The organism is Kribbella sp. CA-253562, assembly GCF_050942265.1.
Taxonomy (GTDB): Bacteria; Actinomycetota; Actinomycetes; order Propionibacteriales; family Kribbellaceae; genus Kribbella.
The window spans coordinates 2669551-2696518 of sequence record NZ_CP192049.1 but is presented as its reverse complement, the minus strand read 5'-3'; the positions used below and the strand labels follow the sequence as shown (position 1 = coordinate 2696518).

The following is a 26968-nucleotide window of genomic DNA, read 5'->3' as shown; positions in this document are numbered from 1 at the left end:
GGGTTCGGACCTCGGGCTCGGACCTCGGGTTCGGACCTCGGGCTCGGACCTCGGGCTCGGACCTCGGGCTCGGACCTCGGGCTCGGCCCTCGGGGCCTACGCGGCCCACCCGTCCCGCGCGAAGTACGCCGAGCCCGCCGCCGACAGCGCGCTGCGCCCCCACCACTGACGCAGCCCCAGCTTCATCCGCCACCGCTCGTGCCTCGTGCCCCGGTGCATTTGATGGGTTGACCCACCAAATGCACCGTTGACCCAGCTGATTTCGATGGGCCAAGGGTGCAGCTGCAGGGTTCACCCACGAAATGCACTGGGGCGGGGTGGGGACGGGTGGGCGTCGGTGCCGGAGCGGGTGGGCGTCGGTGCCGGAGCGGGTGGGCGTCGGTGCCGGAGCGGGTGGGCGTCGGCGGGTGGGCGTCGGTGGCGGAGCGGGTGGGCGTCGGTGCCGGAGCGGGTCGGCGTCGGTGCCGGAGCGGGTGGGCGTCAGCGCTGGATCCGGGGTGGATTGTCAGCCGTGGGTGGGGTACCGCTAGCGGTGTAGCGGGGCAGGTCTGAGTGGTGTGGCGCGGTGCTGGAGCGGGTGGGCGTCTGCGGTGTGGCGGGTGGACGCAGAGGCAGGGCAGGCGAGCGTCGGCGGTGTGGGTGTGGGTGTGAGTGGTGTGGGAGTGAGTGGTGTGGCGGGGTAGGCGTCAGCGGGGTGGCCGGGTGCGCAGTGGTGGGCGTCAGCGCTGGGGCGGGGTGGTGATGGTCTCGTACGTCGTCCTCCCGAGCGGGTATTGCCTCGGCTTGTTCTCGACATCGCCCAGGAACTGTTGCCAGTCGGTTCGTGGCTCCAAGTACTGGTGCACCGTGCTCGGCAGCTTCACCGTCGCCGCGATCGGGAACGTGTCGACCCCCGGTTGACGGCCGACCAGTGCCCAGTCCTCCTCGGCTCCGGCTGGGCCCTGGTATCGGACGACGACGTGGGCGAGTTGGCGGTCGGAGTGCACCCGGCGCTGCAGTCCGTCGAAGAACTGGCCGCGCCGCACATCCACCAGCCCGTACACGTACGGCGTACCGGTGAGCGTCCCGTCGGCGGCGAGGCGTCCGGCGTACGACGAGACGAAGGCCTGGAAGCGGTCTCCCGCGACCGGCCGGCCCATCCGGCCGAGGAACAACTTCTCCCCCTCCGGCTGGAGGTTGAAGGTCAGCATCTTGTCGCCGGACGCGTTCGTGGCCTGGTAGCCGAAGAAGACGACGAACGTGCCGGCGTCGGCGCGCGGGACCGTGATCTTGACCGGCTTCGCCCTGCGCAGATCGACGACGAGGTTGGTGTCGCGGGTGACTCCGATCTCCGGCTGGACCATCCGGTAGTGCTCGCCGTTCGGCCCGAACGCCGTGACGTCGAGCGCGTACTTGCCCTTCGCGACGCGACCCGGGTCGGAGGACTCGAACGTGTCCACGTTCTGCAGCGCGACGAAGGCCCGATCGGCGGGAACGGGATTGCCGTCCAGACCAATAGTCGCGACGTTGACGTCGTAGCTCTCGACCTCCTTGTCGGCGACCAGCGGGACGACCGCCTGCTGGCTGCCGGCGACAGCTATGAGCCGGCCCGTGTAGAGACCGTCCGGGCCGCTGTGCGTCGTGTCGGACGTGACCTGCACCGACGCCTGTCCACCAGCGGGCACCGTCAACCGGTCCGTGCTGAGCTTCACCACGCCGGCCTCGCTCCCGAGCTTCAGCTCGGCCCGGAGCTCGAGCGTGAAGGCCGCCGCACCGAGGTTCTTGAAGCCCACCTCCTTGGTCACCGGCTTGTCGTCCGCGTGCGGCCACTGCGACGTACCGAAGGAGACGCTCGTCGTCGTGGCAACCACTGTCTGCCGCACTGCCCGCGCGACGTCGACGCGACCAGAACCCTGCTCGTACGGCGTGAGCTCAGGGTTGGCCGCAGCGGTCGAGGTGAGCGCGGCCTTCAGCTCGCCGGCCTTCCAGGTGGAGTGCTGCTGCGCGAGCAGGGCCGCGGCCCCGGCGACGTGTGGGGTGGCCATCGAGGTGCCGGACATCCGGGCGTACTTGTCACCGACCGGCGCCTCCGGGTGCGACGCGGAGGACTTCGCGGCGACGATGCCGACGCCGGGCGCGGTCACGTCCGGCTTGATCGCTCCACCGGCGACCGGACCGGGCGCGGAGAAGTCGGCCAGCCTCTCGTCCCGGTCGACCGCGCCGACGGTGAGCGCCGAGGCCGCGGTGCCGGGCGACTCGACCGCGCGGCCATTGTTGCCTGCGGCAATGACGAACAGCGTGCCGGTCTCCCGGGTCCAGCGGTCGACGGCCTGGTCGAGCGGTCCGCCCTCCTGGCTCGATCCACCGAGGCTGAGGTTGACCACCTTGGCCTTCTGAGCGACGGCCCACTCCAGCCCGGCGAGCACGTCGGACTCCGCGCACCCGCCGAAGTCGTCGCACACCTTGCCGTCGAGCAGTTCGGCGTCCGGCGCGACGCCCCGGTAGCCGTCGGTGCCCCGGCCGGCGATGGTCGAGGCGACGTGGGTGCCGTGGCCGACCGTGTCCGCGGCCGGGTCGGCGGTGAAGTTCTGGCTGGCGACGACCCGTCCGGCCAGGTCGGGATGCGTCGCGTCGATGCCGCTGTCGAGGACTGCGACGGTCACGCCCTTGCCGGTGTATCCGGCCTGCCAGGCGGCCGGGGCACCGATCTGCGGCACGCTGTGGTCGAGGGTCGGACGCAACTTGCCGTCGAGCCAGATCTTCAGGCCAGGCGCCTTGGCCCGATCGGCCTGCCGACCGACCTGCGGTACGCCGAACTGCTGCAGGAAGCCCGTCGCGCTCTGCTTCGGCACCGACAGCGCCGTACCGGCCTTCAGGGTTTTGGTGGCCTGCCGGGATTGCACGGCAGCGCCGGTCACGATCAGCGGGATGTCGGGGCGCGCGGCGTCGTCGTACCCGTCGCGCAGCAGCAGTTCGATGTCGAACAGCCGGCGATCCAGCGTCCCGGTCTCCACAGCGCCGCGTACGTCGGACGGGATCACCGTCCACTGCCCGGCGGTCCGGCGGCTCTCGAACCCGACCTTCTCGCGACCGGCGGCGCGTACGACCGAGAGCTGGTCACCTCCCTTGAGCACGACCTTGTCACCGGTGATCAGCGTGATCGTCCGGTCCTTGGGCGCCGGCGGATCGGCCGCTGCCCGATCGGGCAGTGGCGCGACGCCCAGCAGCAGGACCGTGGCCAGCACAGGGGTCACCCATCGTCTCGTTCGCACACGCACTCCTTCGTCGTCGGCCTTCACCCCACACATGTCCGGCGCCGGCGGCGAGCATTTCGTGTCCGGTGGAAACTGCCGAGCGCCGCTGACCGGCAGCCCCTAGGGTCGGCGCATGCGAATCGTCGACGTGGACGGGCACGACCCGGTGGCGTACGAGAGGTTCTTCCGGATCCGCGACGACGTCCGGCGCGACGAGCAGGAGTTCCCGGTCGGGCTCGGGCTCGAGGAGACCCGGATGCTGTTCACCGCCGACCAGCCCGACGAGCGATCCACCGGGCTCGGACTCGTCGACGGCGACACCTGGCTCGGCATGGCCTGGCTCGACTGGTGGCTGCTGGAGAACACCCACGTGCTCGACGTCGAGATCGCCGTCGACCCGCGGGTCCGCCGGCAGGGCGTCGCCACCCGGCTGCTCGACGAGGTCAAGACCCGGGCCCGGGCCGACGGCCGCACACTGCTGACCGGCTACGTGATCGCGGAGGCCGCGACCGGCACGAGCTCCGGTACGGCGTTCGCCACGGCGCACGGGTTCGTCCAGAAGCACACCGAGCTGCACCAGGTGATCGAACTCCCGATGGACGACTCCGTGGTCGACGCGCTGGAGCGGAAGGTACCGGGCTACGAGCTGCTGCAATGGCGCGACGAGACCCCGCCGGAGTGGCTGGCCGAGTTTGCCGACGCGTACACGGCAATGAGCCGGGACGTTCCGCACGGCGACCGTGAGGTCGAGATCCAGGTGTGGACACCGGAGCGACTCGTCGCCCGCGAGGCGCGCCGGATCGACCAGGGGCGGTTCACCCACACCACGGTCGCGGTCGACGCGGACGGACGGCTGGCGGCGTACACGCAGATGGGTGGCAATCGCGCGGTCCCGGATCGGCTGTACCAGTACGACACGTTCGTCCGGCCCGAGCACCGCGGGCACGGCCTGGGCATCGCGGTGAAGATCCCGAACCTGCGATCGCTGCAGGCCGAGCTGGATCACCCGGCCGTACTGCACACCTGGAACGCGCCGGAGAACGCACCGATGATCGCGGTCAACGAACGCCTCGGCTTCCGCGCCGTCGACCACCGGGTCGCCTTCGAGCTCGCGCTCAGCTGAAGGTCCAGTCGGGGTAGTCGCGTTCGAGGACGTCGCGGTGGCCGGACCAGTCGGTGTGGTCGCGGCGTTCGGGATCGATCGTGGAAGGGTGGCCTCCGACGAGACGGTAGCCCCACGTGAACGCGGCGACCGGCACCACCTGGCGGCTGTGGATCACGTCCGGGACGATCACCAGGAACGTCGTCGCGATCCAGTTGCCGTCGGGATGGTCGGGATTGGCCGGGGCGTCGAAGAACGTCGGCAGGTGGCCGTAGGTGTAGAACGGCGCGATACCGGCGAAGTACGGCAGCACGTCGACCGTGCGGGCGCCGTCGAAGCTCCGGGCGACGACCTGGATCCAGCCCATCACCGCGTTGAGGCCCTGGCCGTGATAGCGAAGTGTCGCCGTACAGATCGGGAAGCCGCGGAACGCCTCGGCGTCCAGGTCAGGGACCAGCAGTTGATGGCCGGACGCCCAGGGATCGTCGTTGGCCAGCACGCGCACGTTGACCAGACCGCGTTGGCCGCGGATCTCGAACGGGACGGACAGTTCTCTGCGCATCGGGCGGACTCCCCCTTGAGGACTCAAGCAATTCTCCAACGACTGTTGGGTTATCGGTGAATCGGACTGGCCGGTGTCGAAGTCTTGTGCTCCGATCGCGAGCGTCGCATGGTGAATGCGAGCAGTGTCTTGGGGGCAGCCTGTTCGGCGGGGGAAGACGGCAAGAGTCCGTCTTCGGCTGGTGCGTGGGTCTGGGGGATCTGGGAAGCGTCCCGGTCCGGGATCGTCGGTGTGTGCGCGGGGTTCGCAGTGACCGGTTCCGTCCTGCTCGTCGCCCCTGTCCACCGTAGGGGGAAAGCAATGCCGAGAAAGGCCAACGGGAGAGCGGACAAGATCCACGGGACCGATCCCGACCGGATGCCGGGCATGCCCAGCGACGGCCGGATGTCCAACGGCACCGGGGGATCCGGCGGGATGCCGGGCGGTGCGAGCGGGTCGGGCGCGAGTGGCGGCGCGGGCGGGATGCCCGGGATGACAGGTGGCCCGGCGGGATCCGGTGGGATGCCGGGGATGTCCGCGGGTCCGGGCGGATCGGGCGGGATGCCGGGGATGAGCGGCGGCCCGGGTGGATCCGGCGGCATGCCGGGAATGTCCGGCGGTCCGGGTGGATCGAGCGGGATGCCCGGCGGCTCGGACGGTCCGGGTGGCAGCGCGAACGGCTCCGGCGGCGACGTCGAGCGGCCTTCGCGGCGCAGTTGTGGCGTGATGGACGTACACCGCCGACTGCTGTCCAGCGATCCGTCGTACGCGGCGGCCCGCTCCGCGCTGGAGAACGCGACCTCGGAGTACGTGGCCAGCGACCACCGGTTCGCCGGTGTCGGGCGGATCCCCGTCGTCGTCCACGTCGTCTGGAACACCCCCGCGCAGAACATCTCCCAGGCCCAGATCGACAGCCAGCTCGACGTGCTCAACCGCGACTTCCGCGCCACCAACACCGACCTCGGCTTCGTCCCCGCGCCGTTCTCCGGTCTGGTCGCCGACTCGCGGCTGGAGTTCTTCCTGGCCACCGAGGACCCGAACGGCAACCCGACCACCGGCGTCACCCGCACGCAGACCACCCGCACGTCGTTCAGTCACGACGACGCGGTGAAGTCGTCGGCCACCGGCGGGATCGACCCGTGGCCGACCGACCGGTACCTGAACATCTGGGTGGCGCAGCTCGGCGGCGGCCTGCTCGGCTACGCGCAGTTCCCCGGCGGCCCGGCCGAGACCGACGGCGTCGTCGTCACGCACACCGGCTTCGGCACCACCGGTACGGCGACCGCGCCGTTCGACCTGGGCCGGACGCTGACCCACGAGATCGGGCACTACCTCAACCTGTTCCACATCTGGGGCGACGACGGCACCGGCTGCTCCGGCACCGACGAGGTCGCCGACACCCCGAACCAGGGCGGCCCGAACTTCGGCGTACCGACGTTCCCGAAGGTGTCGTGCAGCAACGGCCCGAACGGCGACCTGTTCGTGAACTACATGGACTACACCGACGACCGGGGCATGGTGATGTTCACCCACGACCAGGTGGCCCGGATGGAGGCCTGTCTGGACACCGTGCGGTCCGATCTGATCGCCGGGTACGCCGACGCCGGCGCGCCGGTCCCAGCCGGGCCGGTGGTGTCGTGGAGCAGCGACCGGCTGGACGCGTTCGTGCTCGGCACCGACCGGGCGATGTATCACAAGTGGTGGGACGGATCGGCGTGGGGACCGTCGGCCGGCGGCTACGAGTACATGGGTGGGATCTGCATGAGTGCACCGGAAGTGGCGTCCTGGGGACCCGAGCGGCTGGACGCGTTCGTGCTCGGCACCGACCACGGCGTCTACCACAAGTGGTGGGACGGATCGGCCTGGGGACCGTCGGCGACCGGCTACGAAGCGCTCGGCGGCGTGTGCATGAGTCCGCCGCGGGTGGCGACCTGGGGACCGGACCGGCTCGACCTGTTCGTGCTCGGCACCGACCGCGCGATCTACCACAAGTGGTGGGACGGATCGGCCTGGGGACCGTCGGTCGACGGGTACGAATATCTCGGGGGGATCTGCATGAGTCCGCCGCAGGTGGTGTCGTGGGGTGAGGATCGGCTGGACGTGTTCGTGCTGGGCACCGACAACGCGGTCTGGCACAAGTGGTGGGACGGCTCGGCCTGGTCGGACTTCGAGTCGCTCGGTGGCGTCTGCACGAGCCCGCCGACCGTCGTCTCGTGGGGCCCTGACCGGCTCGACCTGTTCGTGCTCGGCACGGACTCGGCGCTCTACCACCAGTCCTGGGACGGCACGGCATGGTCCGGCTTCCACTCCCTCGGCGGCGTGTGCGCGAGCGCGCCGACGGCGGTCGCGTGGGGCCCGGACCGGCTGGACGTGTTCGTGCTCGGCACCGACTCGGCGCTCTACCACCAGTGGTACGACGGTACGGCGTGGTCGGGATTCGAGTACCTCGGCGGGATCTGTGTCGACGAGCCGCGGGTGACCGCGTGGGACAGCGACCGGCTGGACGTGTTCGTGGTCGGGACCGACGGTGGGCTCTACCACAAGTGGTGGGACGGGTCCGCCTGGGGACCGTCGGCCACCGGGTACGAACCGCTGGGCGGGATCATCAGCGACTTCAAGGTCACGCTGCCGGCGCCCGCGCCGGGGGCCACCCCGATGCAGATGCCGAAGGCAACTGTCGCCGAGGCGGTGCCGAGCTGACCACCGAGCCGCCGCTCGGGCGGTGGACGCATTCGTTCGAGGAGGACCACGACGGGATCAGCGTCTACCGCCGCGAGGACTTCCCCTTCCCGCCGGCCCGCGGCCGGCGGGGGGTGGAGTTCCGCGCCGACGGCACCTTCGTCGAGCGCCTGATCGGCCGCGGCGACGCGCCCGAGGAGCACCTCGGCCAGTGGGAGCCGTCCGGCGTGATCGCCCGCGGCGTCACCGGCTCGGCACTCGTCGTCGCCGTGACCGAGGACCGCCTCGAACTCGCCTGGCAGTAGTTCCGTGGCAGCGTCCGAAGAACCGAGAGCGCTCTTGCCTCGGGTTCTTCGGACGCGACGAAAGGAGATGGACTGATGACGGTGTCGGCTGTGCGTTATCTGGTGGTACCGGCGGCCGAGGCGGCTGACGCCGAGCAGGCTGCCCGCATCGGCGACCGGACCATTCTGTGGTGCGCCGCCGACCACAAACTCGGGCGGGCCTCGCGGACCGTGCCCGGACTGCTGCTGGTCACGCAGGTCGGTCGCTCCTTCCAGGACGACCATCCCGACGTGGTCCCGCTGCTCGACCACGGCCGTCAGTTGGTGATCTCGGCCGCCGACAAGCCTCGGCGGCGCAACAACCACCACTGGCGCGCCGAACCGTTGCGTCCCGGGGTCGTCGTCGACATCCCTCCCCTCGGGGCGCAACGGATCGAGCGAACCGTCACCGACCTGCTCGACCAGCTCTCCCCCACGGCGTACCAGGCCGACGTGACCTGGCTGGCGAACCTGCCGACCCGGCACTCGCTCAGCCCGTCGTACACCCAGGCGGTGGACTTCGCCGCCGCCCGGATGGTGGCCCACGGCTACTCGACGACGCGGATGCCGATCACGGTCGGCGCCGGCCGCTCGGCGAACCTGATCGGCGACCGGCCCGGCGCGGGTCCGGGCCGGCGCGGCCTCGTGCTGATCACCGCACACCTTGACTCGGTCAATCACGCTGGTGGTTCGGGCGGGTCCGCACCGGGGGCCGACGACAACGCGAGCGGTTCGGCCGGCGTACTGGAGCTCGGGCGGGTGCTGGCGACACGTCGCTGGCAGCACGATGTTCGGCTGATCCTGTTCGGCGGTGAGGAGCAAGGGCTGCACGGGAGCAAGCAGTACGTCGCCGCGCTGCCGGCCGCCGAGCGAGCGCGGGTCTTGGCGGTGCTCAACATGGACATGATCGCGTCGAAGAACAGCTCGACGCCGACCGTGCTGCTCGAAGGCGCGGCGGTGTCCGCGACGCAGATCAGCGATCTGACCGCGGCCGCCGCGACGTACACGGGGCTGAAGGTGGAGACGTCGTTCAACCCGTTCGCCAGCGACCATGTCCCGTTCATCACCGCGGGGATGCCGGCCTTGCTGACGATCGAGGGCGCGGACAGTGCCAACGGCAACATCCACTCGGCGTCGGACACGTTGAGCACGCTGAACTGGCCGCTGGCGGCCGAGATCCTGCGGATGAACGCGGCGGCGCTCGCGGGCTGGCTGGGTGAGGTCTCTGCCGTCGCTCGACCGCGGCCGGCTGGTTCGGTGGTCTCGCGCGGACCTGGTCTGCTCGACGTCTTCGTGGCCGGGACGGATCGGGCGATGCACCGCAAGGCGTGGGACGGCACCACCTGGCGCGACTACGAGTCGCTGGGAGGTGTTTTAAGCTAACCGGGGTGACGGACCTGCGGTGGAACGGATGCCTGAACGCCCGCGACCTGGCCGGCCTGCCCACCCGGTACGGCGGGACGACGCGCGCCGGGCTGATCCGGACCGACTCCCTGCACCAGCTCGACGACGACGGCTGGGCCGCCTTTCGTGAGGTGCGCGCGGGACTCGTGCTCGACCTGCGCTCGGACTGGGAGCTGACCGAGCCGCACCCGCTCGACGGCGACCCGGCGTACCGGCGGATTGCGTGGATCGACCCGGTCGCCGACAAGCGGCGGGTCGCTGAGGACGAGCCGCTGATGGCCGACATCTACCGCGGCAGTCTCGATCGCAACACCGGTCAGATCCTCCAGGCGTACCGGGCGATCGCCGCGGTGCCGCTCGACACTGCTGTGGTCGTGCACTGCAAGTCGGGCAAGGACCGGACCGGGCTGCTCGTCGCGCTGCTGCAGGAGTTGGCCGGCGTACCGCGGGAGGTGATCGCGGCCGACTACGCGCTGAGCGAGGCGAAGCTCGGCATCCTCGACCGGATCGCCGGGTTGCCCGACGAGGAGCGTGAGTCGGCCGGGATCCTGTGGCGGTCGCTGCCCGAGACGATCCTGGCGGCGCTCGACCACGTGGACCAGCGGTACGGCGGCGTACGGGCTTATCTGGCGGGGTGTGGGCTGACGCCGCGTGAGATCCACCGGCTCGGGCTGCGGCTGCTGAGCGACACCGAGCTCGAGGCCGTCGTGTTCGACTTCGACGGGCTGCTGATGGACACCGAGACCACGATGGTCGAGAGCTGGAAGGCCGAGTGGGCCCACCACGGGCTCGAACTCGATCTCGACGACGACTTCTGGCCCGGTCACGGCGGCGACACCAGCACGGTCCGGTACGCCCGGCTGGCGGCGCTCGTCCCCGACTTCGACCGCGACACCAGTCACGCCCGGCGCACCGCGTTCCGGGACCGGCTGCACGCGGAGCTGGGGTTCCGGCCGGGCATCCACGATTGGTTGCTCGAGGCCCACGCACTCGGGCTGCGCGTCGCGATCGCGAGCAGCTCGCCGCGCAAGTGGGTGGTCGGCCATCTCGAGCGGGTCGGCGCGCTGGATCTGTTCGACGTGATCGCGACCGGCGACGAGGTCGACGGGCACAAGCCCGACCCGGCCGTCTACCAGCTCGCGCTGACCCGGCTCGGCGCGGCGGGGAGCGTTGATCCCGGTGGGGGTCCGGCGGCACCGGCGGGCATCGCTCTCCCCGGGCGGTTGGCCTTGGCGGTCGAGGACACTGCGCACGGGATCGCGGCCGCGGCCGCCGCGGGGCTGCGGACGGCCGGCATCCCCAACCCCTACGTGCCGATCGAAACCCTGCTCGGCGCCGACATCGTGCTCGACAGCGCGCAGCAGATGTCGCTCAGCGAGGTCCTGTTCGCGATCAGCTGAGGCTCAGACGACCGAGAGCGGCAGCAGCTTCTTGCCGGTGGGGCCGATCTGGATCTCGGTGCCCATCTGCGGGCAGACACCGCAGTCGAAGCACGGGGTCCAGCGGCAGTCCTCGACCTCGATCGCGCCGTCCTCCTCGAGCGCGTCCTGCCAGTCCTCCCACAGCCAGTCACGGTCCAGCCCGGAGTCCAGGTGGTCCCAGGGCAGCACCTCGGCGTACTCGCGCTCGCGGGTGGTGTACCAGGCCAGATCGACCGGCTCGTCGGCCAGCGCCTTGTCGGCGCACTCCAGCCACCGCTCGTACGAGAAGTGCTCGCTCCAGCCGTCGAACCGGCCGCCGTCGCGCCAGACCGCCTCGATGATCCGGCCGACCCGGCGGTCGCCGCGGGAGAGCAGGCCCTCGATGATTCCGGGCTTGCCGTCGTGGTACCGGAAGCCGATCGCCTTGGCGTACTTGCGGTCCGAGCGGATCGCCGCGCCCAGCTTGGCCAGCCGGGCGTCGGTCTCCTCGACACCGAGCTGCGAGGCCCACTGGAACGGGGTGTGCGGCTTCGGCACGAACCCGCCGATCGACACCGTGCAGCGGATGTCGTTGCGCCCGGAGACCTCGCGGCCGGTCGCGATCACCCGCTTGGCCAGGTCCGCGATCGCCAGCACGTCCTCGTCGGTCTCGGTCGGCAGACCACACATGAAGTACAGCTTCACCTGCCGCCAGCCGTGGCTGTACGCCGCCGCGACGGTGCGGATCAGGTCCTCCTCGCTGACCATCTTGTTGATCACCTTGCGCATCCGGTCCGAGCCGCCCTCGGGGGCGAACGTCAGACCGCTGCGCCGGCCGTTGCGGGAGAACTCGTTGGCCAGCGTGATGTTGAACGCGTCGACCCGGGTCGACGGCAACGACAGCGAGACGTTGCTGCCCTCGTACCGGTCGCCCAGGCCCTTGGCCACCTCGGCGATCTCGCTGTGGTCGGCCGAGCTCAGGCTGAGCAGGCCGACCTCCTCGAAACCGGACTGCTTGAGGCCGTTCTCGACCATGTCGCCGATCGTGGTGATGCTGCGCTCGCGGACCGGGCGGGTGATCATCCCGGCCTGGCAGAACCGGCAGCCGCGCGTGCAGCCGCGGAAGATCTCGACCGAGTAGCGCTCGTGCACGGTCTCGGCCAGCGGGACCAGCGGCTTCTTCGGGTACGGCCAGGCGTCCAGGTCCATCACGGTGTGCTTCGCGGTCCGCCACGGCACGCCCGGCTTGTTCGGCGCGACGCGCTGGATCCGGCCGTCGGGCAGGTACTCGACGGTGAAGAACTTCGGGATGTACACGCCGCCGGACTTCGCCAGCCGCAGCAGCACCTCGTCGCGGCCCCCTGGCTTGCCCTCGTCCTTCCACTCCCTGATCACCTCGGAGATCGCCAGCACGATCTCCTCGCCGTCACCGAGCACCGCCGCGTCGATGAAGTCCGCGATCGGCTCGGGGTTGAACGCCGCGTGACCGCCGGCCAGCACGATCGGGTCGTCCTCGGTGCGGTCCACGGCGTACAGCGGGATGCCGGCCAGGTCGAGCGCGGTCAGCATGTTGGTGTAGCCCAGCTCGGTCGAGAACGACAGCCCGAACACGTCGAAGGCCCGCACCGGCCGGTGGCTGTCGAGCGTGAACTGCGGGATCTGGTGCTCCCGCATCACCGCTTCCATGTCCGGCCAGACCGAGTAGGTCCGCTCGGCCAGGATGTGGTCGCGCTCGTTCAGCACCTCGTACAGGATCTGCACGCCCTGGTTGGGCAGTGCGACCTCGTAGGCGTCGGGGTACATCAACGCCCAGCGGACACTGACCGCGTCCCAGTCCTTACTGACCGAGTTCAGCTCACCGCCGACGTACTGGATCGGCTTCTGCACACCCGGCAGCACCGGCTCCAGGCGGGGGAACAACGACTCGACAGTCATCAACGACACTTCCGTACGGGGACAGATCGGCTACCAGCGTAACGCCGGGGGCCCGCTGGTCCCGCATCCGGCGGACCGCTCAGCGGGCGACCAGCTGCCGGTCAGCCAGGAACTGCCGCCACTCGGCGGCCTGCGCGGGCGTGAACACCTCTTTCGGGATCACGAAGCCGCCGCCCCCGGGGAACCGGAATCTCCACCCGCTCCGTGTCTCCCGCAGCGATTTCAGCCCCGCCCAGGTGAACTCTAGGTTGGAGATGGCCGTGACGATCCGGACGCCGTCGCCGGACAGGGTGTAGGTGTAGGTCCGGCCGTACTTGCGGCCGATCACGTACTGCACCAGCACCGCGCGAACCTCCGGCATCAGCAGGAACAGCACCGCGACGACCGTCATGCCGACGGACCGGGCGAGCAGACCCCAGGCGAAGTAGCCGACACCGAGGGTGCGGAACAACCACCCGATCCAGTGCGCCTGCTGGCGGACGTTGCGGGCCCGGCGTCCGAGCGTGAGCTCGACGGTGAGCGGGATGTTCATCTGTGGTCCTCCCCTTGCTGGCCGGCGCAGCCTAGCGGCCTGCTCAGGAGAGGTGGGTGAGCAGCAGGGGGTTGATCCGATCGGCGTCCGAGTAGGTCACCAAGTGGGCGGCGTTCTCGATGATCTCGAGATGCGCGCCGGGGATCGTGGTCGCGAGGGGGATGACGGTTTCCGGCGGGATGGAGGCGTCCTGCTCGGCGGTGACGACGAGGACCGGGGCCGTGATGGTCTCGAGGCCCGGGGTGAGGTCGAGGGTGCTGAGCGCCTCGCAGCAGGCGGCGTACCCCTCGTCCGGGGTGTTGAGCAGCTGCTGGCGGATGCCCTCGACCTCGTCGGGGTGCGCCTCGGCGTACTCGGGCAGGAACCAGCGGCCGAGCGTCTGCTCGACGATCGCCTGGGTTCCTTCTTCCCGGACCTGCCGGGCGCGATCGGTCCACATCTGCGCGTTGGCCGCGGGGTTGACCGGCGGACAGAGCAGCGCGAACCGGTGGAAGCGGTCCGGGGCGTTCTGCGCGAGCCAGAGCCCGACCGCGCCGCCGAGCGAGATGCCGACGTACGACGCCTGGTCGGCTTCGAGGGTGTCGAGCAGTTCGAGCACGTCGTTGCCGAGGTCCTCGATCGTGTACGGCCCGGGCGGCGCGTCGGAGGCGCCGTGCCCGCGGTGGTCGAACGCGACCACGCGGAAGCTCTTGGCCAGGGCGTCGAGCTGAGGTGCCCACATCGCGTGGGTGGTGCCGAGCGACGACGCCAGCAGTACTACGGGCGCGTCGAGGGGTCCGGTCGCCTGGTGGTTGAGTCGCATGCTGCCACTTTAGGGCGGGCCGGGCGGGCGTGGGGTGGGGCCGGTGTTAGCTTTCGCGGCATGGTCAAGGGTGTTCCCGGGCTGGACGGGGTCGTCGAGCTCGCCACGGTGGTCCGCAACGGTTTCGTCGAGAGCCGGCACTTCGGGATGGCGGTCGCGCTGTCCCCGACCGGTTCGGCGATCTTCGCCGCCGGGGATGTCGACGCGGTGATCCTGCCGCGGTCGACCGCCAAGCCGTTACAGGCGGTCGGCACGGTGGTCGCGGGGGCCGTACTGGACGGACCTGCCACGGCGATCGCCGCCGGGAGCCACACGGGCGAGGACCGGCACGTCGCGGTCGTCGACCAGATCCTGACGGCCGCCGGTCTCGACCGCTCAGCCTTGGGCTGCCCACCGGACCGCCCCGAGGACGAGCCCACCCGCCTCCGGCTGATTGCCGAGGGCATCGAGCCGGACGCCGTACGGATGAACTGCTCCGGCAAACACGCCGCCATGCTCGCGGCCGCCGTGTCCCTCGACGGCTTGAGCGCCGCGGGCAACTACCTCGACCTCGACGCACCGATCCAGCAGATCATCCGGACCGAGATCGAACGGTTGACCGAAGCAACCACCGGAGTTGTCGCCACCGATGGTTGCGGTGCGCCCCTGCTCGGCATGCCGCTGTCCGGCCTGGCCCGCTCGTTCAGCCTGTTGGCAACAGCCGCTCCAGGCACTCCGGACCACCAGGTCACCGTCGCGATGCGCCAGTACCCCGAGTACGTCGGCGGTCGGGGGCATCTCAACTCCGAGACGATGCGCCTCCTCCCCGGCGTACTGGCCAAGGGCGGCGCCGAGGGGGTCATCGCCATGGCCACTCCGGATGGCCACGCCGTCGCGGTCAAGGTCATCGACGGCAACCCACGGGCAACCACGGCGCTGGCCCTCACCCTCCTGGAGAAGTGCGGCGCCGACGTCAGCCCCGCCGCCGAACTCCGCCGCGTCCCGGTCCTGGGCGCCGGCCGGCCAGTCGGCGAGATCATCCCCGCGATCTGACCGCGCCGGGTGCCCAAGGCCGATTCCACCGCGACACCACTGCGGCTACCGGTAGAGCGCCAGCGCGCCCGTCAGTGAGTCGACCGCCGAGCGGGGCCCGTACAGGCCGAGGCCGAAGTACACCAAGTCCTCCCCCTTCGTCCCGCTCACCGTCGCCGTGTACTGCTCGTACGTGCGCGACTGCTGCGCCGCCTGGTTCATGTCGTGCACCGTGACGCCGTCCCGCCCGGCTGCGAGCTCGCGGAGTTCCCGCAACTGCTCCCCCGACGCGCGCAGCACCGGGATCGGGTGCGCGCACATCCCCTCGTGCACCGCACCGGACGCGTCCCGGACCGGCTCGCCCACGACGTCCTCGTGATGGTGCCCGAGTGCGACGCCCAGCAACGCCGCTGTGTTCAGCGCGACGCCAACCGGCGCGTCGGCGTCGATCACCACGACCATCTTGTTCGCCAGCATCCGACGAACTCCTTCCACGTGCCCGACAAATCCGTGGGCACGCTAGCCTCCTGTACGCCGTACGCGCTGACCAACCGAACGAAATTCGGCACATGGACCAAACTGGTCACCATGGACGAACTTGATACGGCGCTCCTGCGGATGCTGCAGAACGACGCACGGCGCACCAACCGGGACATGGCGGCCGAACTCGGCATCGCGCCGTCGACCTGCCTGGAGCGGATCCGCGGGTTGCGCGAGCGCGGCGTGATTAGCGGATACCACGCGGCGGTCGACCTGCACGCGATCGACCGGTCCACCCAGGCGATCATCTCGATCAAGCTGCGGCCGCAGGCGATGGCGGTGGCGCCGGCGTTTCAGGAGTACGTACAGAGCCTGCCGCAGACGCTGGAGATGTTCATGGTGTCGGGTGCTTCGGACTTCCTCGCTCACGTCGCGGTGAAGGACACCCAGGCGCTGCGCGACCTCGTCCTGCAACTCGCCAAGCGCCAGGAGATCGGCGACATCCGCAGCTCAGTCGTCTTCGAGCACCACCGCCGGACGACGGTGATGCCCCTCCCCCAACGCTGAGGGAGAGACACTCAGTCGACGACGGCGACGGCCTCGATCTCGACCAGCAGGGTTGGTGCGGCCAGGGCGGCGACGCCGATGCCGGTGAACGGCGGGACCGGGTCGACCCCGAGCTGGGCGAAAGCCCGGCCGGCGCCATCGAGGAACGCCGGCATCTTGTCGGGAGTCCAGTCGACCAGGTAGGCCGTCAGTTTCGCGACGTCGTCGAAGGTGGCACCGGCCGCCGCCAGCGCCGTACCGAGGTTGAGGTAGACCTGCTCCACCTGGGCGGCGAGATCACCTTCGCCGATCGTGACACCAGCGGCGTCCACGGCGACCTGGCCGGCGACGAACACCAGCTTCGATCCGGTCGCGACCGACACCTGGTGGTACAGGTCGACCTGCGGCAGCTCGATGGGGTTGATCAGGGTGACGGTCATCGCGGGCCCTCTCGTGCTCTCTTGTGGTTACCAAGGAACCGTAGGAGAGTATGGACGGCCACGGAAGAACGCACTTTTGAGTGACCGGGGAACCAGATGGTGACCAAGCAGTACAGCGGCTCGCCCCAGGACGCGGATCTCACCCGCGCGGACTCGCTCGCGCGGGAGATCTTCTCCGACATCGCGAACAAGTGGGCATTCCTGATCATCGAGCTGCTCGCCGACCGGACGCTGCGCTTCAGCGAACTGCGTAACGAGATCGAGGGCATCAGCCACAAGATGCTCACCCAGAACCTGCGCATGCTCGAGCGCTACGGCCTGGTCGAGCGGACCGTCTACCCGACCGTTCCGCCCCGCGTCGAGTACACCTTGACGCCGGCCGGCCAAGCTCTGCACGAGATCGTCAGCGGGATGTGCGACTGGACGCACCGCTACCTCGCCCACATCGAATCCTCCCGGCGGCGCTTCGACGCCTGAACGGGCGGCGACGTGACAGTTCGTGCAAGGTGAGCGCGACGAGCGGAAATGTCCTGGCTCGGTCGCACCCGGGCTGACAGGCTCGTCGCCATGGCTTCGAACTTGGATTGCCTCGGACTCGGGGTGGACTCCCCGGAAGCGTTCGCCGACCTGGTCGAACGGATCGGCCCGCATGCGGCTGTTGTCGGTGCTGGGGCTGATGGGGTTGAACTGCTTCGCTGGGAGGATCCGTCGGGCGCTCGTCTGCTGTTGACGCGCGGCAAGCGTGGCATTGTTCGCGTCACTCCGTCGTACGGCGGTGAGCGGGTGGTGCAGCTTGGCGACATTCAGCGGGAAAGTGATGAGGCGGCGGTTGCCGACGTAGTGCAGGACGGTGAGACGGTCACCCGTCTGGCCGTTGAGCTGGAGGAGCTTCCGCTGCTTGGTGATGCCAAACATGCCGGTGCGGCGAGCATTGTCGCTTTGGCTCCTGATGCGCAGTTCTTTCGCGATCGGGTGGCCTTCGCTGCCTCGGATGCGAGCCGGCTGTCGACCGGCGAGCCGGGCCCTCGTCCGGACCATTACGAACCTGATTGGGTTTGGCCGCCGCGGATGGCTGACGAGTCGTTCATTCCTACTGGCATGTTCGGGGGCGATGTTCAGCCTCTTGCTCTGCTGAACGGCGTCGTTCCGTCCGCGGAGCGGCGGACGACGATGCTGACTGGGCAGGAGTTCGTGGTGGCGCGGGTGCGGACGGCTGGGTTCGAGGCTGACGTCTGCCTTCCGGGTGGGGTTGCTGTTCCGGTGCCGGGGGTGGTTTTGAGTGCGGAGGTTTTTCTTACTGGGTCGGTGGAGGTGGAGTTTCCGGTGGGTCGGCGGCGGTGGTTCTCGCGGCGGTGAGGTGGGGGCTGGGGTTGGTTGTTGGGTGACCGGGTGGGGCTGGGGGTTGTCGGTCGGCTGATCGCGCTTGGGTTGGCGCTCGGTGGGCGGGCTCGCGTGGGTCAGGCCTCGCGGCGCCGGCTGCGGGTCGGCGCGCTGGTGCACGTAGGTGCCACCTGTGAACTTCTTGCTACTTCCCTAGGCGCACCGAGTACAGGTGGCCTGTTGGGCAAGAAGTCAGCACGCGTCACCGCTGGGTGGGCCTCGGACCGCGTGCTCGTTAGCCGTCGCCGGTGGAGGGCTCGGGCTGAGGTTGCAGGTCGACTGACCGGCTGGGCCGTCGGGTCGTCAGACCTCGTGGGTTCGGAGGTGGATGTTTTGCAGGAGGCCTATCGCTAGCAGGCCGGCGAACATCGACGAGCCGCCGTAGGAGACGAACGGGAGGGGGAGGCCGGTGACGGGCATGATGCCTAGGGTCATGCCGATGTTTTCGAAGGCTTGGAAGGCGAACCAGCAGACGATGCCGGTGGCGACCAGGCGGTCGAAGGCGTCGCGGGCGTGGACGGCGATGCGGAGGCCGCGCCAGAGGATGAGGGCGAACAGGGCGATGACGGCGCCGGCGCCGATCAGGCCGAGTTCTTCGCCGGCGACGGTGAAGACGAAGTCGGTGTGTTGTTCGGGGACGAAGGCGTTCTGGGTCTGGGAGCCGTGGAACAGGCCCTGGCCGAAGACGCCGCCGTTGCCGATCGCGATGCGGGCCTGGTTGACGTTGTAGCCGATGCCCTGTGGATCCTGGGACGGGTCGGCGAACGCCGTGAAGCGGGCGAGCTGATACTCCTTCAGCACGTTGAACTGGATCGCCAGCGTCGCGACCACGACCGCGGCGGTGACCAGCCCGAGCATCCAGCGCTTGGGCACGCCGGACACTGCGATGATGCCGAAAACGATCGAGCCCAGGACCATCACCGTGCCGAGGTCCGGTTGCAGCATCACCAGCAGGATCGGGATCGCCGCGACCGCGATCGCCTGGGCGACGTCGATCGTGCGGGCGTTCTCCCGGTGGTTGGTCTCGCCCTTCTCCGCGATCAGCAGCGCCATGCCGACGATCACCGCGAGCTTGGCGAACTCGCTCGGCTGGATCGACATCCACGGCAGCTCGATCCACGACCGCGACCCGTTGATCACCGCGCCGACGCCGGGCACCAGGACGAGGATCAGGCCGAGCAGCGACGCGACGTACAGCAGTGGGGCGAGGATGCGGAGCCGGCGGTGGTCGGTGACCGCGGCGCCGACGGCCAGCACCGCGCCGATCGCGAAGTTCAGCGCGTGCCGGAACAGGTACGCCTGCGGGTGCCCGCCGGTGAGCGAGGTCCGCTGGTACGTCGCCGACCAGACCAGCAGCGCGCCGATCGACGCGAGCGCGATCACGCCGAACACCAGGACCCAGTCGGCCTGCCACAGCGCCGTACGCCGGACCGTGCGCGACCTCACCGGCCGCATCGTCAGCAGGCTCATGGCGTCTTCTTCGCGGCCGGCGGTGCGGGCTTGATGTTGTAGAGCGTCTCGTAGATGTGCCGGACCGCCGTACCGGAGGCGCCCGACCCCGTACCGGCCTGGCTGATCATCATCACGACGGCGTACCGGTCGGTGTACGACGCGAGCCACGACGTGGTCTGCTTGCCGTAGACCTCGGCCGTCCCGGTCTTGGCCCGGACCGGCACCTGGTCGAGCGGGAACCCGTTGAACTTCCAGGCCGCCGTGCCGGACCGGACGGTCTCCTTCAACGCGTTGTCGATGTAGCGCAGGCTCGCGGCCGGGACCGGAAGCCGGGCGGAGATCTTGCTCGGGATCGCCTTGGCCTTGCCGTTCGGGCCGATCACCTTCTGCGCGACCCGCGGCTCCCAGAGGATGCCGCCGTTGGACAGCGCCGAGTAGACGGTCGCGAGCTGGATCGGCGTCAGCGTGGTGTCGCCCTGCCCGATCGCGAAGTTGACCGCGTCACCGGCGCGGTACCGGTAGCCGTCGACGCAGAACTCGCGGGAGAACTGCTTGAGGAACTCCGACGTGCCGGCCGGCGGGTTGTCGGCGAGCTTGCAGTAGTAGTCCTTCTGCGCGTCGTAGTATGACTTCTTCCACTTGCGATCGGCGATCCGGCCGGACGCCTCGCCGGGCAGGTCGATCCCGGTCGGCTTGCCGAGGCCGAACTTCTTCGCCATCTCCACCAGCGGGTCGAGCGCGTCGATGGTGCCGGAGTTGCCGCCCTCCTTGAGCCACAGGGCATAGGCGATCCGGTAGAAGAACGTGTCGCAGGACAGCGCGAGCGCCTGGTCGAACCCGATCATCCCGTACGACGCGGACTCGTAGTTCTTGAACCGCCGGTTGCCCACCTCGAAGAACGACGAGCAGTCCAGCCGGGTCTTCGTGCTGTACCCGGCGCCCAGCGCGGCCGCCGTCGTGATCGGCTTGAACGTCGACCCCGGCGCGAGTTGACCCTGCAGCGCCCGCGACAGCAGCGGCGTCCCGGACTGCGGCGAGTACAGCGCGTCCAGCTCACGCTGCGAGATCCCGCCGACCCACACCCCCGGGTCGTACGACGGATAGCTCGCCATCCCGACGATGCGCCCGGTCTTGGTGTCCATCACCACGGCCGCGCCCGAGTCGGCGACGTAGTTGCGTTTGGTGATCTTGTCGTACTGCTTGCGGGCGGTCATGATCGCGCCGCGCAATTCCTTCTCGACCGAGGCCTGGACGCGCGCGTCGATACTCGTGACCAGCGTCGAACCGGGCACGGGCGCGGTCTGCTTCACCGTGCCGGTGGTGTAGCCGACGGCGTCCACGCTGACGGTCTTGACTCCGGGAGTCCCGCGCAGCATCGCGTTGTACGTCCGCTCGACGCCGGCCCGGCCGACCAGGTCGGAGCGGTGAGTCAGCGGGTCCTGTCCGGCGGCCTGGACCTTGTCCAGCTCCTCGGTGGTGATCGGCGACAGGTAGCCGAGGATGTGCGCCGCGTTCACCCCGTACGGCGCCGGGTACGCGCGCAGTGCGGCCGACTCGGCGGCGACGCCGGGGAAGTCCTCGCGGCGCTCCATCACCTCGATCGCGACCTGTTCGCTGACGTCCTTGGCCACCGGGATCGGCTGGTACGGCGAACCGTTCCAGCAGGCCGGCGGTTTGGACGCGCCCGGCTCGCCGCACAGCTTGGTCCGCGCGGTCAGGTCGGCCGGCTTCTGGCCGAGCACCTTCGCGAGGCGGCCGAGCACGCCCTCCTGCTGCTTCTCGGTCAGCTTCGCCAGCACCGAGCGGTCGACGGAGATCACCAGGGAGACCCGGTTGCCGACCAGCGTCCGGCCGAGGGCGTCGACGATCGTGCCGCGCGGAGCGGGAGTGAGCACTTCGCGGGTGCGGTTGTTGTCGGCGGCGTTCGCGTAGCTGTCGCCGGCCATCACCTGCAGGTACCACAGGCGGGCGAACAGCGTGCAGAACAAGGAGAAAACCAGCACCCCGATCACGAACAGCCGCATGCGGGCCTTCAGCGGCGCCGGGTGGAAGCTGTCGAAACTCATGGCAGGACCCGGCGGCGTTCGCGGGCCGGCAGCACCCGGCGCATCATCCAGAGCACGACCGGGATCACCACGATCGCCCCGACCACGTCGTACCCGGCGGCGATGCCGAGGCGGACGCCGAACTGGCTCCAGTCGACCGCGGGGTCGTGCAGCAGCGAGCCGGTCGCGCTGTAGAGCAGGAGGGACAGCGTCGCGCCGAGCACGACCGTCCCGGCGACGCCGATCGGACCGACCGGTCCGGCGGAGGTCTCCCGGCGGATCAGGCCGGCGACGTACCCGCTGATGGCCAAGGCCAGCGCCCAGCGACCGGCGGTGTGATCGGCCGGTGGGACGACGTCGAGCATCAGGCCGCCGGCGAACCCGGTGATCGCGCCCCACTCCGGTCCGCGGGCCAGCGCCAGGCCGACCACGACGATCATCACCAGGTCGCAGGTGACGCCCGCGACCGCGATGTGCGGCAGCAGTGAAGTCTGCACGGTGACCGCGACCATCAGGAGCAGCGCGGCCAGCGCGATCCGGAGCGGGATCATCTCAGCGCCCCTGCTCGGGCGTGACCGTGCTCCGCGGCGGCCGGGCCGGTGGACCGGTGACGACGCCGACGGTGTCGATCCGGGTCGGGTCGACGAACGGCTTCACCGTCGCGGTCGAGCCGAGGGTGCCCTGGTTCGGCGTGACGGAGGTGACGGTGCCGATCGGGACGCCCGGCACGTACGGCGCGTTGCCCCGCGAGCCCCAGGTGACGATCCGGTCGCCGACCTTCGGCCGGGCCCGCAGATCGACCAGCTTGTAGTCCATCGTGCCGCCGATCTCGCCGCGGCCGGACAGGAAGCCGAGCGCCAGCGTCGAGTTCAGCCGGCCGCCGACGGTCGAGTTGCGGTCGCCGATCAGCAGCACCGTGGCGGTCGCGTCGGTGGCCCGCACGACGCGGCCCACCAGGCCGTCCCCGTTCAGTACTGTCATGTCCGGCCGCACTCCGTCCGCCGTTCCGGCATCGATGGTCACCGTGTGCTGGAAACTCTGCGCGCCGCCGATCCCGATCACCCTGGCCGGCGTCACCGTGTACGCCGGAGCCACCTTCAGCAGGCGGTCCAGCTCGGCGGCGCGGTTGCGGGTGTAGTCGGTGGTCCGCAGCTCGGTGGTGAGTTTCTCGTTCTCTGCTTGGAGTTTCTCGTTCTCTGCCTTCAACCTATCCAGTTCGGCGAACCGGTCGCGCAGGTTGTCCACAGGCTGCCGGGCCGACGTCGCGCCGGACTCCAGCGGCCCGAAGACGGTCGCCGCGGCGTGCCGCAGCGGGTCGACGGGCGAACCGGCCGATCGGCGCGCGTCGAGCACGATCAGCGTCAGCGACGCCAGGATCACCAGCACCAGCACGGTCCGGCGCCGGCGGATCTCCCGAGGCAGCCCGGCCGCACGGACCAGGCCTCTCGCGGGGGTGCCGAGGTCTTTGAGCATGACGAGGGATCAGCGGCGGTTGTCGGTGACGAGGATGCGGTTCAGCGTCTCGATGTTGTCCACGCACTTGCCGGCGCCGAGCACGACGGCGTCCAGCGGGTTGTCCGCGACGTGGATCGGGATGCCGGTCTCGTGCCGCAGCCGCTCGTCCATGCCCTTGAGCAGCGCGCCGCCGCCGGTCAGCACGATGCCGCGGTCGACGATGTCGCCGGCCAGCTCGGGCGGGGTCTTGTCCAGCGTCGCCTTGACCGCGTCGACGATCGCCGTGATCGGCTCCTCGATCGCCTGCCGGATGCTGGCCGAGGAGACCTTCACGGTCCGCGGCAGACCGGAGACCATGTCCCGGCCGCGGATCTCGGAGTCCGGCCCGTCGGCGGTCGGGAAGGCCGAGCCGATCGTCATCTTGATCTGCTCGGAGGTGGCCTCGCCGAGCATCAGCGAGTACTCCTTCTTGCAGTAGCTGACCACGGCCTTGTCGATCGCGTCGCCGGCCACCCGGATCGACTGGCTGGTGACGATGCCGCCGAACGAGATGACCGCGACCTCCGTCGTCCCGCCGCCGATGTCGACCACCATGTTGCCGGTGGCGTCGCGGACCTCGAGGTTCGAGCCGAGCGCGGCGGCCATCGGCTCCTCGATGATGTAGACCTTGCGCGCCCCGGCCATGTAGCCGGCGTCACGGACCGCGCGCTGCTCGACCGCGGTGATGCCGGACGGCACGCAGACCACGATCCGCGGCTTGGCGAAGTACCGGCGCCGGTGCACCCGCTGGATGAAGTAGCGCAGCATCTGTTCGGCGGCGTCGAAGTCGGCGATCACGCCGTCCTTGAGCGGCCGGATCGCGGTGATGTTGCCCGGCGTCCGGCCGATCATCTTCTTCGCCTCCTGACCGAAGGCGACCGCCTCACGCGGTTCGTCGGTCCGGATCGCGACCACGGACGGCTCGTTGAGCACGACGCCGCGACCCCGGACGTAGACCAGGGTGTTCGCCGTACCGAGGTCGACCGCCATGTCCCGGCCGAGCATGCTGTTCGCCATGCAGGCCCCCTCCCGCCGTTCGGGTCCCGGCTTCACAGGCTAAGCGCGGACCAGGCGCTACCCGCGGACCGACACGACACCGTCCGTCCACCACGCATAGTATCCGCAAGCTCACACCCGGCCAGCATGCGGTTCACCTCCTGTGGACAACCCCACGAGCGGCTCGTTGACCGGTCCCGAACACGCCCCTCGTACGCCGGCCCGCGTGGTGCCGCCGATGGTTGCCGGCGGCACCACACGCCCCCAGATCTCGCCCCTCCCCTGGTGGGCGAGCGCTCCTCCCCACGGGCGCGGCGGGGACTCCTCGTCCGGACGCACGCGGCCGGATCAGGGACTTCTCCGCCCGCCGAGCATGCAGGTTGCTGCATTCATCACGCTTTCCTGGCGCTTTCACGCCCTGCTGGGGCCAGAATGGCGGGATGGAATTCCGGCTGCTCGGCCCGGTCGAGGTCCTCGACGACTCCGGCCGGCGGATCGAGCTGGCCGCGAACCGTCTCAGGGTCCTGCTGGCCGCGCTCCTGCTGCAGCCCAACCGGGTGGTCGCCGGGCAGGAGCTGATGGACACGCTGTGGGAGGAGGACCTCCCAGCCCGCCCGCGAGCGGCCCTGCAGACCTACATGTCCCGGCTGCGGACCCTGCTGGGCCGTCCGCTGATCCGGACCGAGGCGGCCGGCTACGTGATCGCCGTCGACCCGGCCGAGATCGACGTGACCCGCTTCCGTGACCTGGTGGGAACCAGTACGGGCACCGCCGACCCCACCGAGCGGATGCGCCTGCTGACCGAGGCGCTGGCGCTGTGGCGTGGTGAGCCGCTCGCCGGCCTGGCAGCGGGCGCTCTGATCCGCGACGCCGCCCCGGCTCTCACCGAGGAGCGCCTGCACGCCACCGAGCTCCTGCTCACCGCGAGACTCGACCACGGTGATCCCAACGATCACGCCGCCGTCACCTCGGAGCTGCGCGGCCTGACCCGTCGCTACCCGTTGCGCGAGTCCCTGTGGGCCTTGCTCATGCAGAGCCAGATCAAGGCCGGCCAGCCGGCTGCCGCGTTGGCAACCTTCAGTGAGGCGTCCAGACGCCTGGCCGACGAGCTGGGTCTCGACCCCGGTCCGGAGCTGCGCCGCCTTCACCAGGCGGTGCTCGCGTCAGACGCCCGGGCCGCCGCCACACGAACCTCTCGGGACGTCATACCGCACCAGTTGCCGACCGTCGGACGCACCTTCATCGGCCGCGAGCAGGAGCTCGCCGAGCTAGACCGAGTCCTGCTGAGCCCGACCGGCTCGATCGCGGTCGTCTCCGGGACCCCTGGTGTAGGCAAGACCGCTCTGGCGATCCAGTGGGCCGAGCGAGCCCAGGCGCACTTCCCGGACGGCCAGCTGTACGTGAACCTGCGCGGCTTCGATCCCTCCGGCGAGCCGGTCGACCCCGCTGACGCGATCCGCGGCTTCCTCGACGCCCTGCAGTCCATGCCCGGGCGGATCCCGGCCGGCGATGCTGCCCAGGCTGCCCTCTACCGGACCCTGCTCGCGGACCGCCGGATGCTGATCATGCTCGACAACGCCCGTAACGCCGCTCAGGTCCGCCCACTGCTGCCAGGCGGCAACACCTGTCGAGTCGTGGTGACCAGCCGCGACGCCCTACCGGGTCTGCTCGCGACGGAAGGGGCCCACCCGGTCACCCTGGACCTGATGGACTGGGACCAGGCAGTGGCCCTGCTGGAAGGCGCACTCGGCAGCCACCGCCTGCGGGCCGAGCGGGACGCCGTGCACGAACTCATCGAGGTTGCCGCCCGGCTACCCCTGGCTCTGTCACTCGTAGCGGCCCACGCCGCGGCCCACCCGAGCTGGTCGCTCAGCTCGGTCGCCACCGACCTACGGCGTACGAGGCAGGGACTGGACGCCTTCGCCGGCGAGGACGAGGCGACCGACCTCCGCGCGGTCTTCTCCTGGTCGTACCAGCTCGTCAAGGCGACCTCGGCCCGCATGTTCAAGCTGTACGGCGCACATCCCGGCCCAGACCTCTCCGTCGACGCCGCAGCAGCCCTGGCTGGTACGACGCCCGACCGGGTCACGCCCGCCCTGGCCGAGCTGGAGCGAGCCCACCTGCTCTCCCAGCACTCCCCCGGGCGGTATTCGGCACATGACCTGCTCCGCACCTACGCGGCCGAGCTCGCCACCGACGAGCACGTCGCCATGCAGCGACTGCTCGACTACTACCTCCGTACGGCGGACGCAGGCGACCAGTGGCTCCGCCCGCACCGCGACCCGGACGAACTGCCCGAGCCCGCCGGTACGCCGTACGCACGGACCTTCGGCGGCTACCAGGAGGCGTTCGACTGGTTCGAGCAGGAGTGTCCCAACCTGGTCCCCCTGGTGGAGCACGCCGTACGCCGAGGCTTCGACGCGCATGCGACTCACCTGGCGCGCACGATGACCGGCTACCTCGAGCGGCGTGGTCTGTGGAGCACCTGGGTCGACGTGATGGGCTCAGCGGTGTACGCCTCCGAGCGGTCCGGCGACACGGCCGCCCAGGTGATGGCCCGGCGGTATCGTGCTCACGCCCTGGCCCGTCAGCAGCGCCTCCCCGAGGCGCTGGCCGAGGCGGAGGCGGCGTTGCAGCTCGCCAAGGGCGACCAGGTCGCCCAAGCTTGGTGCGAACGCATGCTGGCCTTCGTCCTGGCGCAGCAGGACCGCTTGAAGGAGTCGTACGAGCACGACCTGGTCGCGTCCGACCTGTTCCGCGCAGCCGGCCACCGGACCGGTCAGGCACTCGCGCTCAACTCACTGGGCATGCTGCACGCCACCACGTTCGGCGAGTACGAGCTGGCGGTCCAGTACTGCCTCCAGGCGCAGCAGCTCTACCAGCAGGTCGACCACAAGCTCGGCGAAGCAGCGACCTGGGACCACCTCGGCTACGCGTACCGCTGCCAGTCGGCGTACGGCGAAGCCATCGACTGCTACCGCAAGGCCCTGTCGCTGTATCGCGAGCTGAACGACCTGTACTACCAGGCACTCATGCTGCAGCACCTGGGCGACGTCCACCACGACGTGGGCGACGAGTCAGCAGCCCACAGCTCGTGGCAGTCCGCCCTGGATCTGCTGACTTACCTCAACCACCCCACGGCCGACGAGCTGCGCGCCAGGCTGGGCGTCTGA

22 protein-coding genes are annotated in these 26968 nt (G+C 70.0%); 10 read left to right on the top strand and 12 right to left on the bottom strand.

The annotated features are described in order from the left end of the window. Positions 1-719 precede the first annotated feature (719 nt). Positions 720-3251 carry a S8 family serine peptidase gene (locus tag ACQPXM_RS12960; protein WP_432948166.1) on the bottom strand — a complete coding sequence of 844 codons (2532 nt, stop codon included), beginning with the start codon at positions 3249-3251 and terminating at the stop codon, positions 720-722. 115 nt (positions 3252-3366) lie between these two features. Between ACQPXM_RS12960 and ACQPXM_RS12955 the strand changes: the two genes are divergently transcribed. Next, positions 3367-4356: a GNAT family N-acetyltransferase gene (locus ACQPXM_RS12955; RefSeq protein WP_432948164.1), complete on the top strand. Its 990-nt coding sequence runs from the start codon at positions 3367-3369 to the stop codon at positions 4354-4356. Here the strand turns inward: ACQPXM_RS12955 and ACQPXM_RS12950 are convergent. Next, on the bottom strand, positions 4349-4897 hold the full coding sequence (locus ACQPXM_RS12950) for a hypothetical protein (protein ID WP_432948162.1): 549 nt from the start codon (positions 4895-4897) through the stop codon (positions 4349-4351). The two genes, ACQPXM_RS12955 and ACQPXM_RS12950, sit on opposite strands and share 8 nt — an antisense overlap. A 300-nt stretch (positions 4898-5197) precedes the next feature. On the opposite strand from ACQPXM_RS12950, the gene ACQPXM_RS12945 reads away from it, so the two are divergent. The 4 genes from ACQPXM_RS12945 to ACQPXM_RS12930 all read left to right on the top strand — a co-directional run bounded on the left by ACQPXM_RS12945 (position 5198) and on the right by ACQPXM_RS12930 (position 10682). Next, positions 5198-7576 carry a M43 family zinc metalloprotease gene (locus ACQPXM_RS12945; RefSeq protein WP_432948160.1) on the top strand — a complete coding sequence of 793 codons (2379 nt, stop codon included), beginning with the start codon at positions 5198-5200 and terminating at the stop codon, positions 7574-7576. A 113-nt stretch (positions 7577-7689) separates the two neighbouring features. Next, positions 7690-7860 (top strand): hypothetical protein, encoded by a 171-nt coding sequence (locus tag ACQPXM_RS12940; protein ID WP_432948158.1) that lies wholly within the window; start codon positions 7690-7692, stop codon positions 7858-7860. Between the two features lie 75 nt (positions 7861-7935). Next, complete coding sequence (locus ACQPXM_RS12935; protein ID WP_432948156.1) at positions 7936-9261, top strand: M20/M25/M40 family metallo-hydrolase; 1326 nt, start codon at positions 7936-7938, stop codon at positions 9259-9261. Positions 9262-9266: 5 nt separating this feature from the next. Then, positions 9267-10682: a tyrosine-protein phosphatase gene (locus tag ACQPXM_RS12930; protein ID WP_432948154.1), complete on the top strand. Its 1416-nt coding sequence runs from the start codon at positions 9267-9269 to the stop codon at positions 10680-10682. 3 nt (positions 10683-10685) lie between these two features. On the opposite strand, the gene ACQPXM_RS12925 is transcribed toward ACQPXM_RS12930, so the two are convergent. The 3 genes from ACQPXM_RS12925 to pcaD form a co-directional block, all read right to left on the bottom strand. Then, positions 10686-12617 carry a TIGR03960 family B12-binding radical SAM protein gene (locus ACQPXM_RS12925; RefSeq protein WP_432948152.1) on the bottom strand — a complete coding sequence of 644 codons (1932 nt, stop codon included), beginning with the start codon at positions 12615-12617 and terminating at the stop codon, positions 10686-10688. A 79-nt stretch (positions 12618-12696) separates the two neighbouring features. Further along, positions 12697-13149, bottom strand: coding sequence for a YcxB family protein (locus ACQPXM_RS12920; RefSeq protein WP_432948150.1), 453 nt, complete (start codon positions 13147-13149; stop codon positions 12697-12699). Between the two features lie 43 nt (positions 13150-13192). Then, positions 13193-13951: a 3-oxoadipate enol-lactonase gene (gene pcaD / locus ACQPXM_RS12915; protein WP_432948148.1), complete on the bottom strand. Its 759-nt coding sequence runs from the start codon at positions 13949-13951 to the stop codon at positions 13193-13195. A 60-nt stretch (positions 13952-14011) separates the two neighbouring features. Here pcaD and ACQPXM_RS12910 point away from each other — a divergent pair, with 60 nt between their 5' ends. Then, positions 14012-14983 carry an asparaginase gene (locus ACQPXM_RS12910; RefSeq protein ID WP_432948146.1) on the top strand — a complete coding sequence of 324 codons (972 nt, stop codon included), beginning with the start codon at positions 14012-14014 and terminating at the stop codon, positions 14981-14983. A 45-nt stretch (positions 14984-15028) separates the two neighbouring features. On the opposite strand, the gene ACQPXM_RS12905 is transcribed toward ACQPXM_RS12910, so the two are convergent. Continuing rightward, positions 15029-15439: a DUF2000 domain-containing protein gene (locus ACQPXM_RS12905; protein WP_432948144.1), complete on the bottom strand. Its 411-nt coding sequence runs from the start codon at positions 15437-15439 to the stop codon at positions 15029-15031. A 111-nt stretch (positions 15440-15550) separates the two neighbouring features. Here ACQPXM_RS12905 and ACQPXM_RS12900 point away from each other — a divergent pair, with 111 nt between their 5' ends. Next, a complete protein-coding gene (locus tag ACQPXM_RS12900; RefSeq protein WP_432948142.1) occupies positions 15551-16009 on the top strand; it encodes an Lrp/AsnC family transcriptional regulator in 459 nt (152 codons plus the stop codon). 11 nt (positions 16010-16020) lie between these two features. Here the strand turns inward: ACQPXM_RS12900 and ACQPXM_RS12895 are convergent, their stop codons facing one another. Further along, positions 16021-16428 carry a RidA family protein gene (locus ACQPXM_RS12895; RefSeq protein ID WP_432948140.1) on the bottom strand — a complete coding sequence of 136 codons (408 nt, stop codon included), beginning with the start codon at positions 16426-16428 and terminating at the stop codon, positions 16021-16023. Between the two features lie 96 nt (positions 16429-16524). On the opposite strand from ACQPXM_RS12895, the gene ACQPXM_RS12890 reads away from it, so the two are divergent. Together ACQPXM_RS12890 and ACQPXM_RS12885 are read left to right on the top strand one after the other, a co-directional pair. Further along, on the top strand, positions 16525-16905 hold the full coding sequence (locus ACQPXM_RS12890; protein WP_432948138.1) for a winged helix-turn-helix transcriptional regulator: 381 nt from the start codon (positions 16525-16527) through the stop codon (positions 16903-16905). A gap of 90 nt (positions 16906-16995) precedes the next feature. Beyond that, entirely contained in the window at positions 16996-17784 is a 789-nt protein-coding gene (locus ACQPXM_RS12885; RefSeq protein WP_432948136.1) for a hypothetical protein, read from the top strand. Between the two features lie 327 nt (positions 17785-18111). On the opposite strand, the gene rodA is transcribed toward ACQPXM_RS12885, so the two are convergent. From rodA to ACQPXM_RS12860, 5 genes are read right to left on the bottom strand one after another with little or no spacing between them, the layout of a single operon-like run. Next, entirely contained in the window at positions 18112-19278 is a 1167-nt protein-coding gene (gene rodA, locus ACQPXM_RS12880; protein ID WP_432948134.1) for a rod shape-determining protein RodA, read from the bottom strand. Next, on the bottom strand, positions 19275-21326 hold the full coding sequence (gene mrdA, locus ACQPXM_RS12875) for a penicillin-binding protein 2 (RefSeq protein ID WP_432948132.1): 2052 nt from the start codon (positions 21324-21326) through the stop codon (positions 19275-19277). Before mrdA ends, rodA begins: the two co-directional genes overlap by 4 nt. Next, positions 21323-21856: a rod shape-determining protein MreD gene (gene mreD / locus ACQPXM_RS12870; protein ID WP_432948130.1), complete on the bottom strand. Its 534-nt coding sequence runs from the start codon at positions 21854-21856 to the stop codon at positions 21323-21325. The genes mrdA and mreD overlap by 4 nt, the downstream gene beginning before the upstream one ends. A gap of 1 nt (position 21857) precedes the next feature. Continuing rightward, positions 21858-22778 carry a rod shape-determining protein MreC gene (gene mreC / locus ACQPXM_RS12865; RefSeq protein WP_432948128.1) on the bottom strand — a complete coding sequence of 307 codons (921 nt, stop codon included), beginning with the start codon at positions 22776-22778 and terminating at the stop codon, positions 21858-21860. Between the two features lie 9 nt (positions 22779-22787). Then, on the bottom strand, positions 22788-23816 hold the full coding sequence (locus ACQPXM_RS12860) for a rod shape-determining protein (RefSeq protein WP_432948126.1): 1029 nt from the start codon (positions 23814-23816) through the stop codon (positions 22788-22790). A gap of 419 nt (positions 23817-24235) precedes the next feature. On the opposite strand from ACQPXM_RS12860, the gene ACQPXM_RS12855 reads away from it, so the two are divergent. Continuing rightward, positions 24236-26968: a BTAD domain-containing putative transcriptional regulator gene (locus ACQPXM_RS12855; RefSeq protein WP_432948124.1), complete on the top strand. Its 2733-nt coding sequence runs from the start codon at positions 24236-24238 to the stop codon at positions 26966-26968.

What these genes read in the sequence shown, in the direction of transcription:
- ACQPXM_RS12955 (WP_432948164.1), top strand. Translation starts at nt 3,367, where the DNA reads ATGCGAATCGTCGACGTGGACGGGCACGACCCGGTGGCGTACGAGAGG.
- ACQPXM_RS12950 (WP_432948162.1), bottom strand. Translation starts at nt 4,897, where the DNA reads ATGCGCAGAGAACTGTCCGTCCCGTTCGAGATCCGCGGCCAACGCGGT.
- ACQPXM_RS12945 (WP_432948160.1), top strand. Translation starts at nt 5,198, where the DNA reads ATGCCGAGAAAGGCCAACGGGAGAGCGGACAAGATCCACGGGACCGAT.
- ACQPXM_RS12935 (WP_432948156.1), top strand. Translation starts at nt 7,936, where the DNA reads ATGACGGTGTCGGCTGTGCGTTATCTGGTGGTACCGGCGGCCGAGGCG.
- ACQPXM_RS12925 (WP_432948152.1), bottom strand. Translation starts at nt 12,617, where the DNA reads ATGACTGTCGAGTCGTTGTTCCCCCGCCTGGAGCCGGTGCTGCCGGGT.
- ACQPXM_RS12920 (WP_432948150.1), bottom strand. Translation starts at nt 13,149, where the DNA reads ATGAACATCCCGCTCACCGTCGAGCTCACGCTCGGACGCCGGGCCCGC.
- pcaD (WP_432948148.1), bottom strand. Translation starts at nt 13,951, where the DNA reads ATGCGACTCAACCACCAGGCGACCGGACCCCTCGACGCGCCCGTAGTA.
- ACQPXM_RS12910 (WP_432948146.1), top strand. Translation starts at nt 14,012, where the DNA reads ATGGTCAAGGGTGTTCCCGGGCTGGACGGGGTCGTCGAGCTCGCCACG.
- ACQPXM_RS12905 (WP_432948144.1), bottom strand. Translation starts at nt 15,439, where the DNA reads ATGCTGGCGAACAAGATGGTCGTGGTGATCGACGCCGACGCGCCGGTT.
- ACQPXM_RS12900 (WP_432948142.1), top strand. Translation starts at nt 15,551, where the DNA reads ATGGACGAACTTGATACGGCGCTCCTGCGGATGCTGCAGAACGACGCA.
- ACQPXM_RS12895 (WP_432948140.1), bottom strand. Translation starts at nt 16,428, where the DNA reads ATGACCGTCACCCTGATCAACCCCATCGAGCTGCCGCAGGTCGACCTG.
- ACQPXM_RS12890 (WP_432948138.1), top strand. Translation starts at nt 16,525, where the DNA reads ATGGTGACCAAGCAGTACAGCGGCTCGCCCCAGGACGCGGATCTCACC.
- ACQPXM_RS12885 (WP_432948136.1), top strand. Translation starts at nt 16,996, where the DNA reads ATGGCTTCGAACTTGGATTGCCTCGGACTCGGGGTGGACTCCCCGGAA.
- rodA (WP_432948134.1), bottom strand. Translation starts at nt 19,278, where the DNA reads ATGAGCCTGCTGACGATGCGGCCGGTGAGGTCGCGCACGGTCCGGCGT.
- mrdA (WP_432948132.1), bottom strand. Translation starts at nt 21,326, where the DNA reads ATGAGTTTCGACAGCTTCCACCCGGCGCCGCTGAAGGCCCGCATGCGG.
- mreD (WP_432948130.1), bottom strand. Translation starts at nt 21,856, where the DNA reads ATGATCCCGCTCCGGATCGCGCTGGCCGCGCTGCTCCTGATGGTCGCG.
- mreC (WP_432948128.1), bottom strand. Translation starts at nt 22,778, where the DNA reads ATGCTCAAAGACCTCGGCACCCCCGCGAGAGGCCTGGTCCGTGCGGCC.
- ACQPXM_RS12860 (WP_432948126.1), bottom strand. Translation starts at nt 23,816, where the DNA reads ATGGCGAACAGCATGCTCGGCCGGGACATGGCGGTCGACCTCGGTACG.
- ACQPXM_RS12855 (WP_432948124.1), top strand. Translation starts at nt 24,236, where the DNA reads ATGGAATTCCGGCTGCTCGGCCCGGTCGAGGTCCTCGACGACTCCGGC.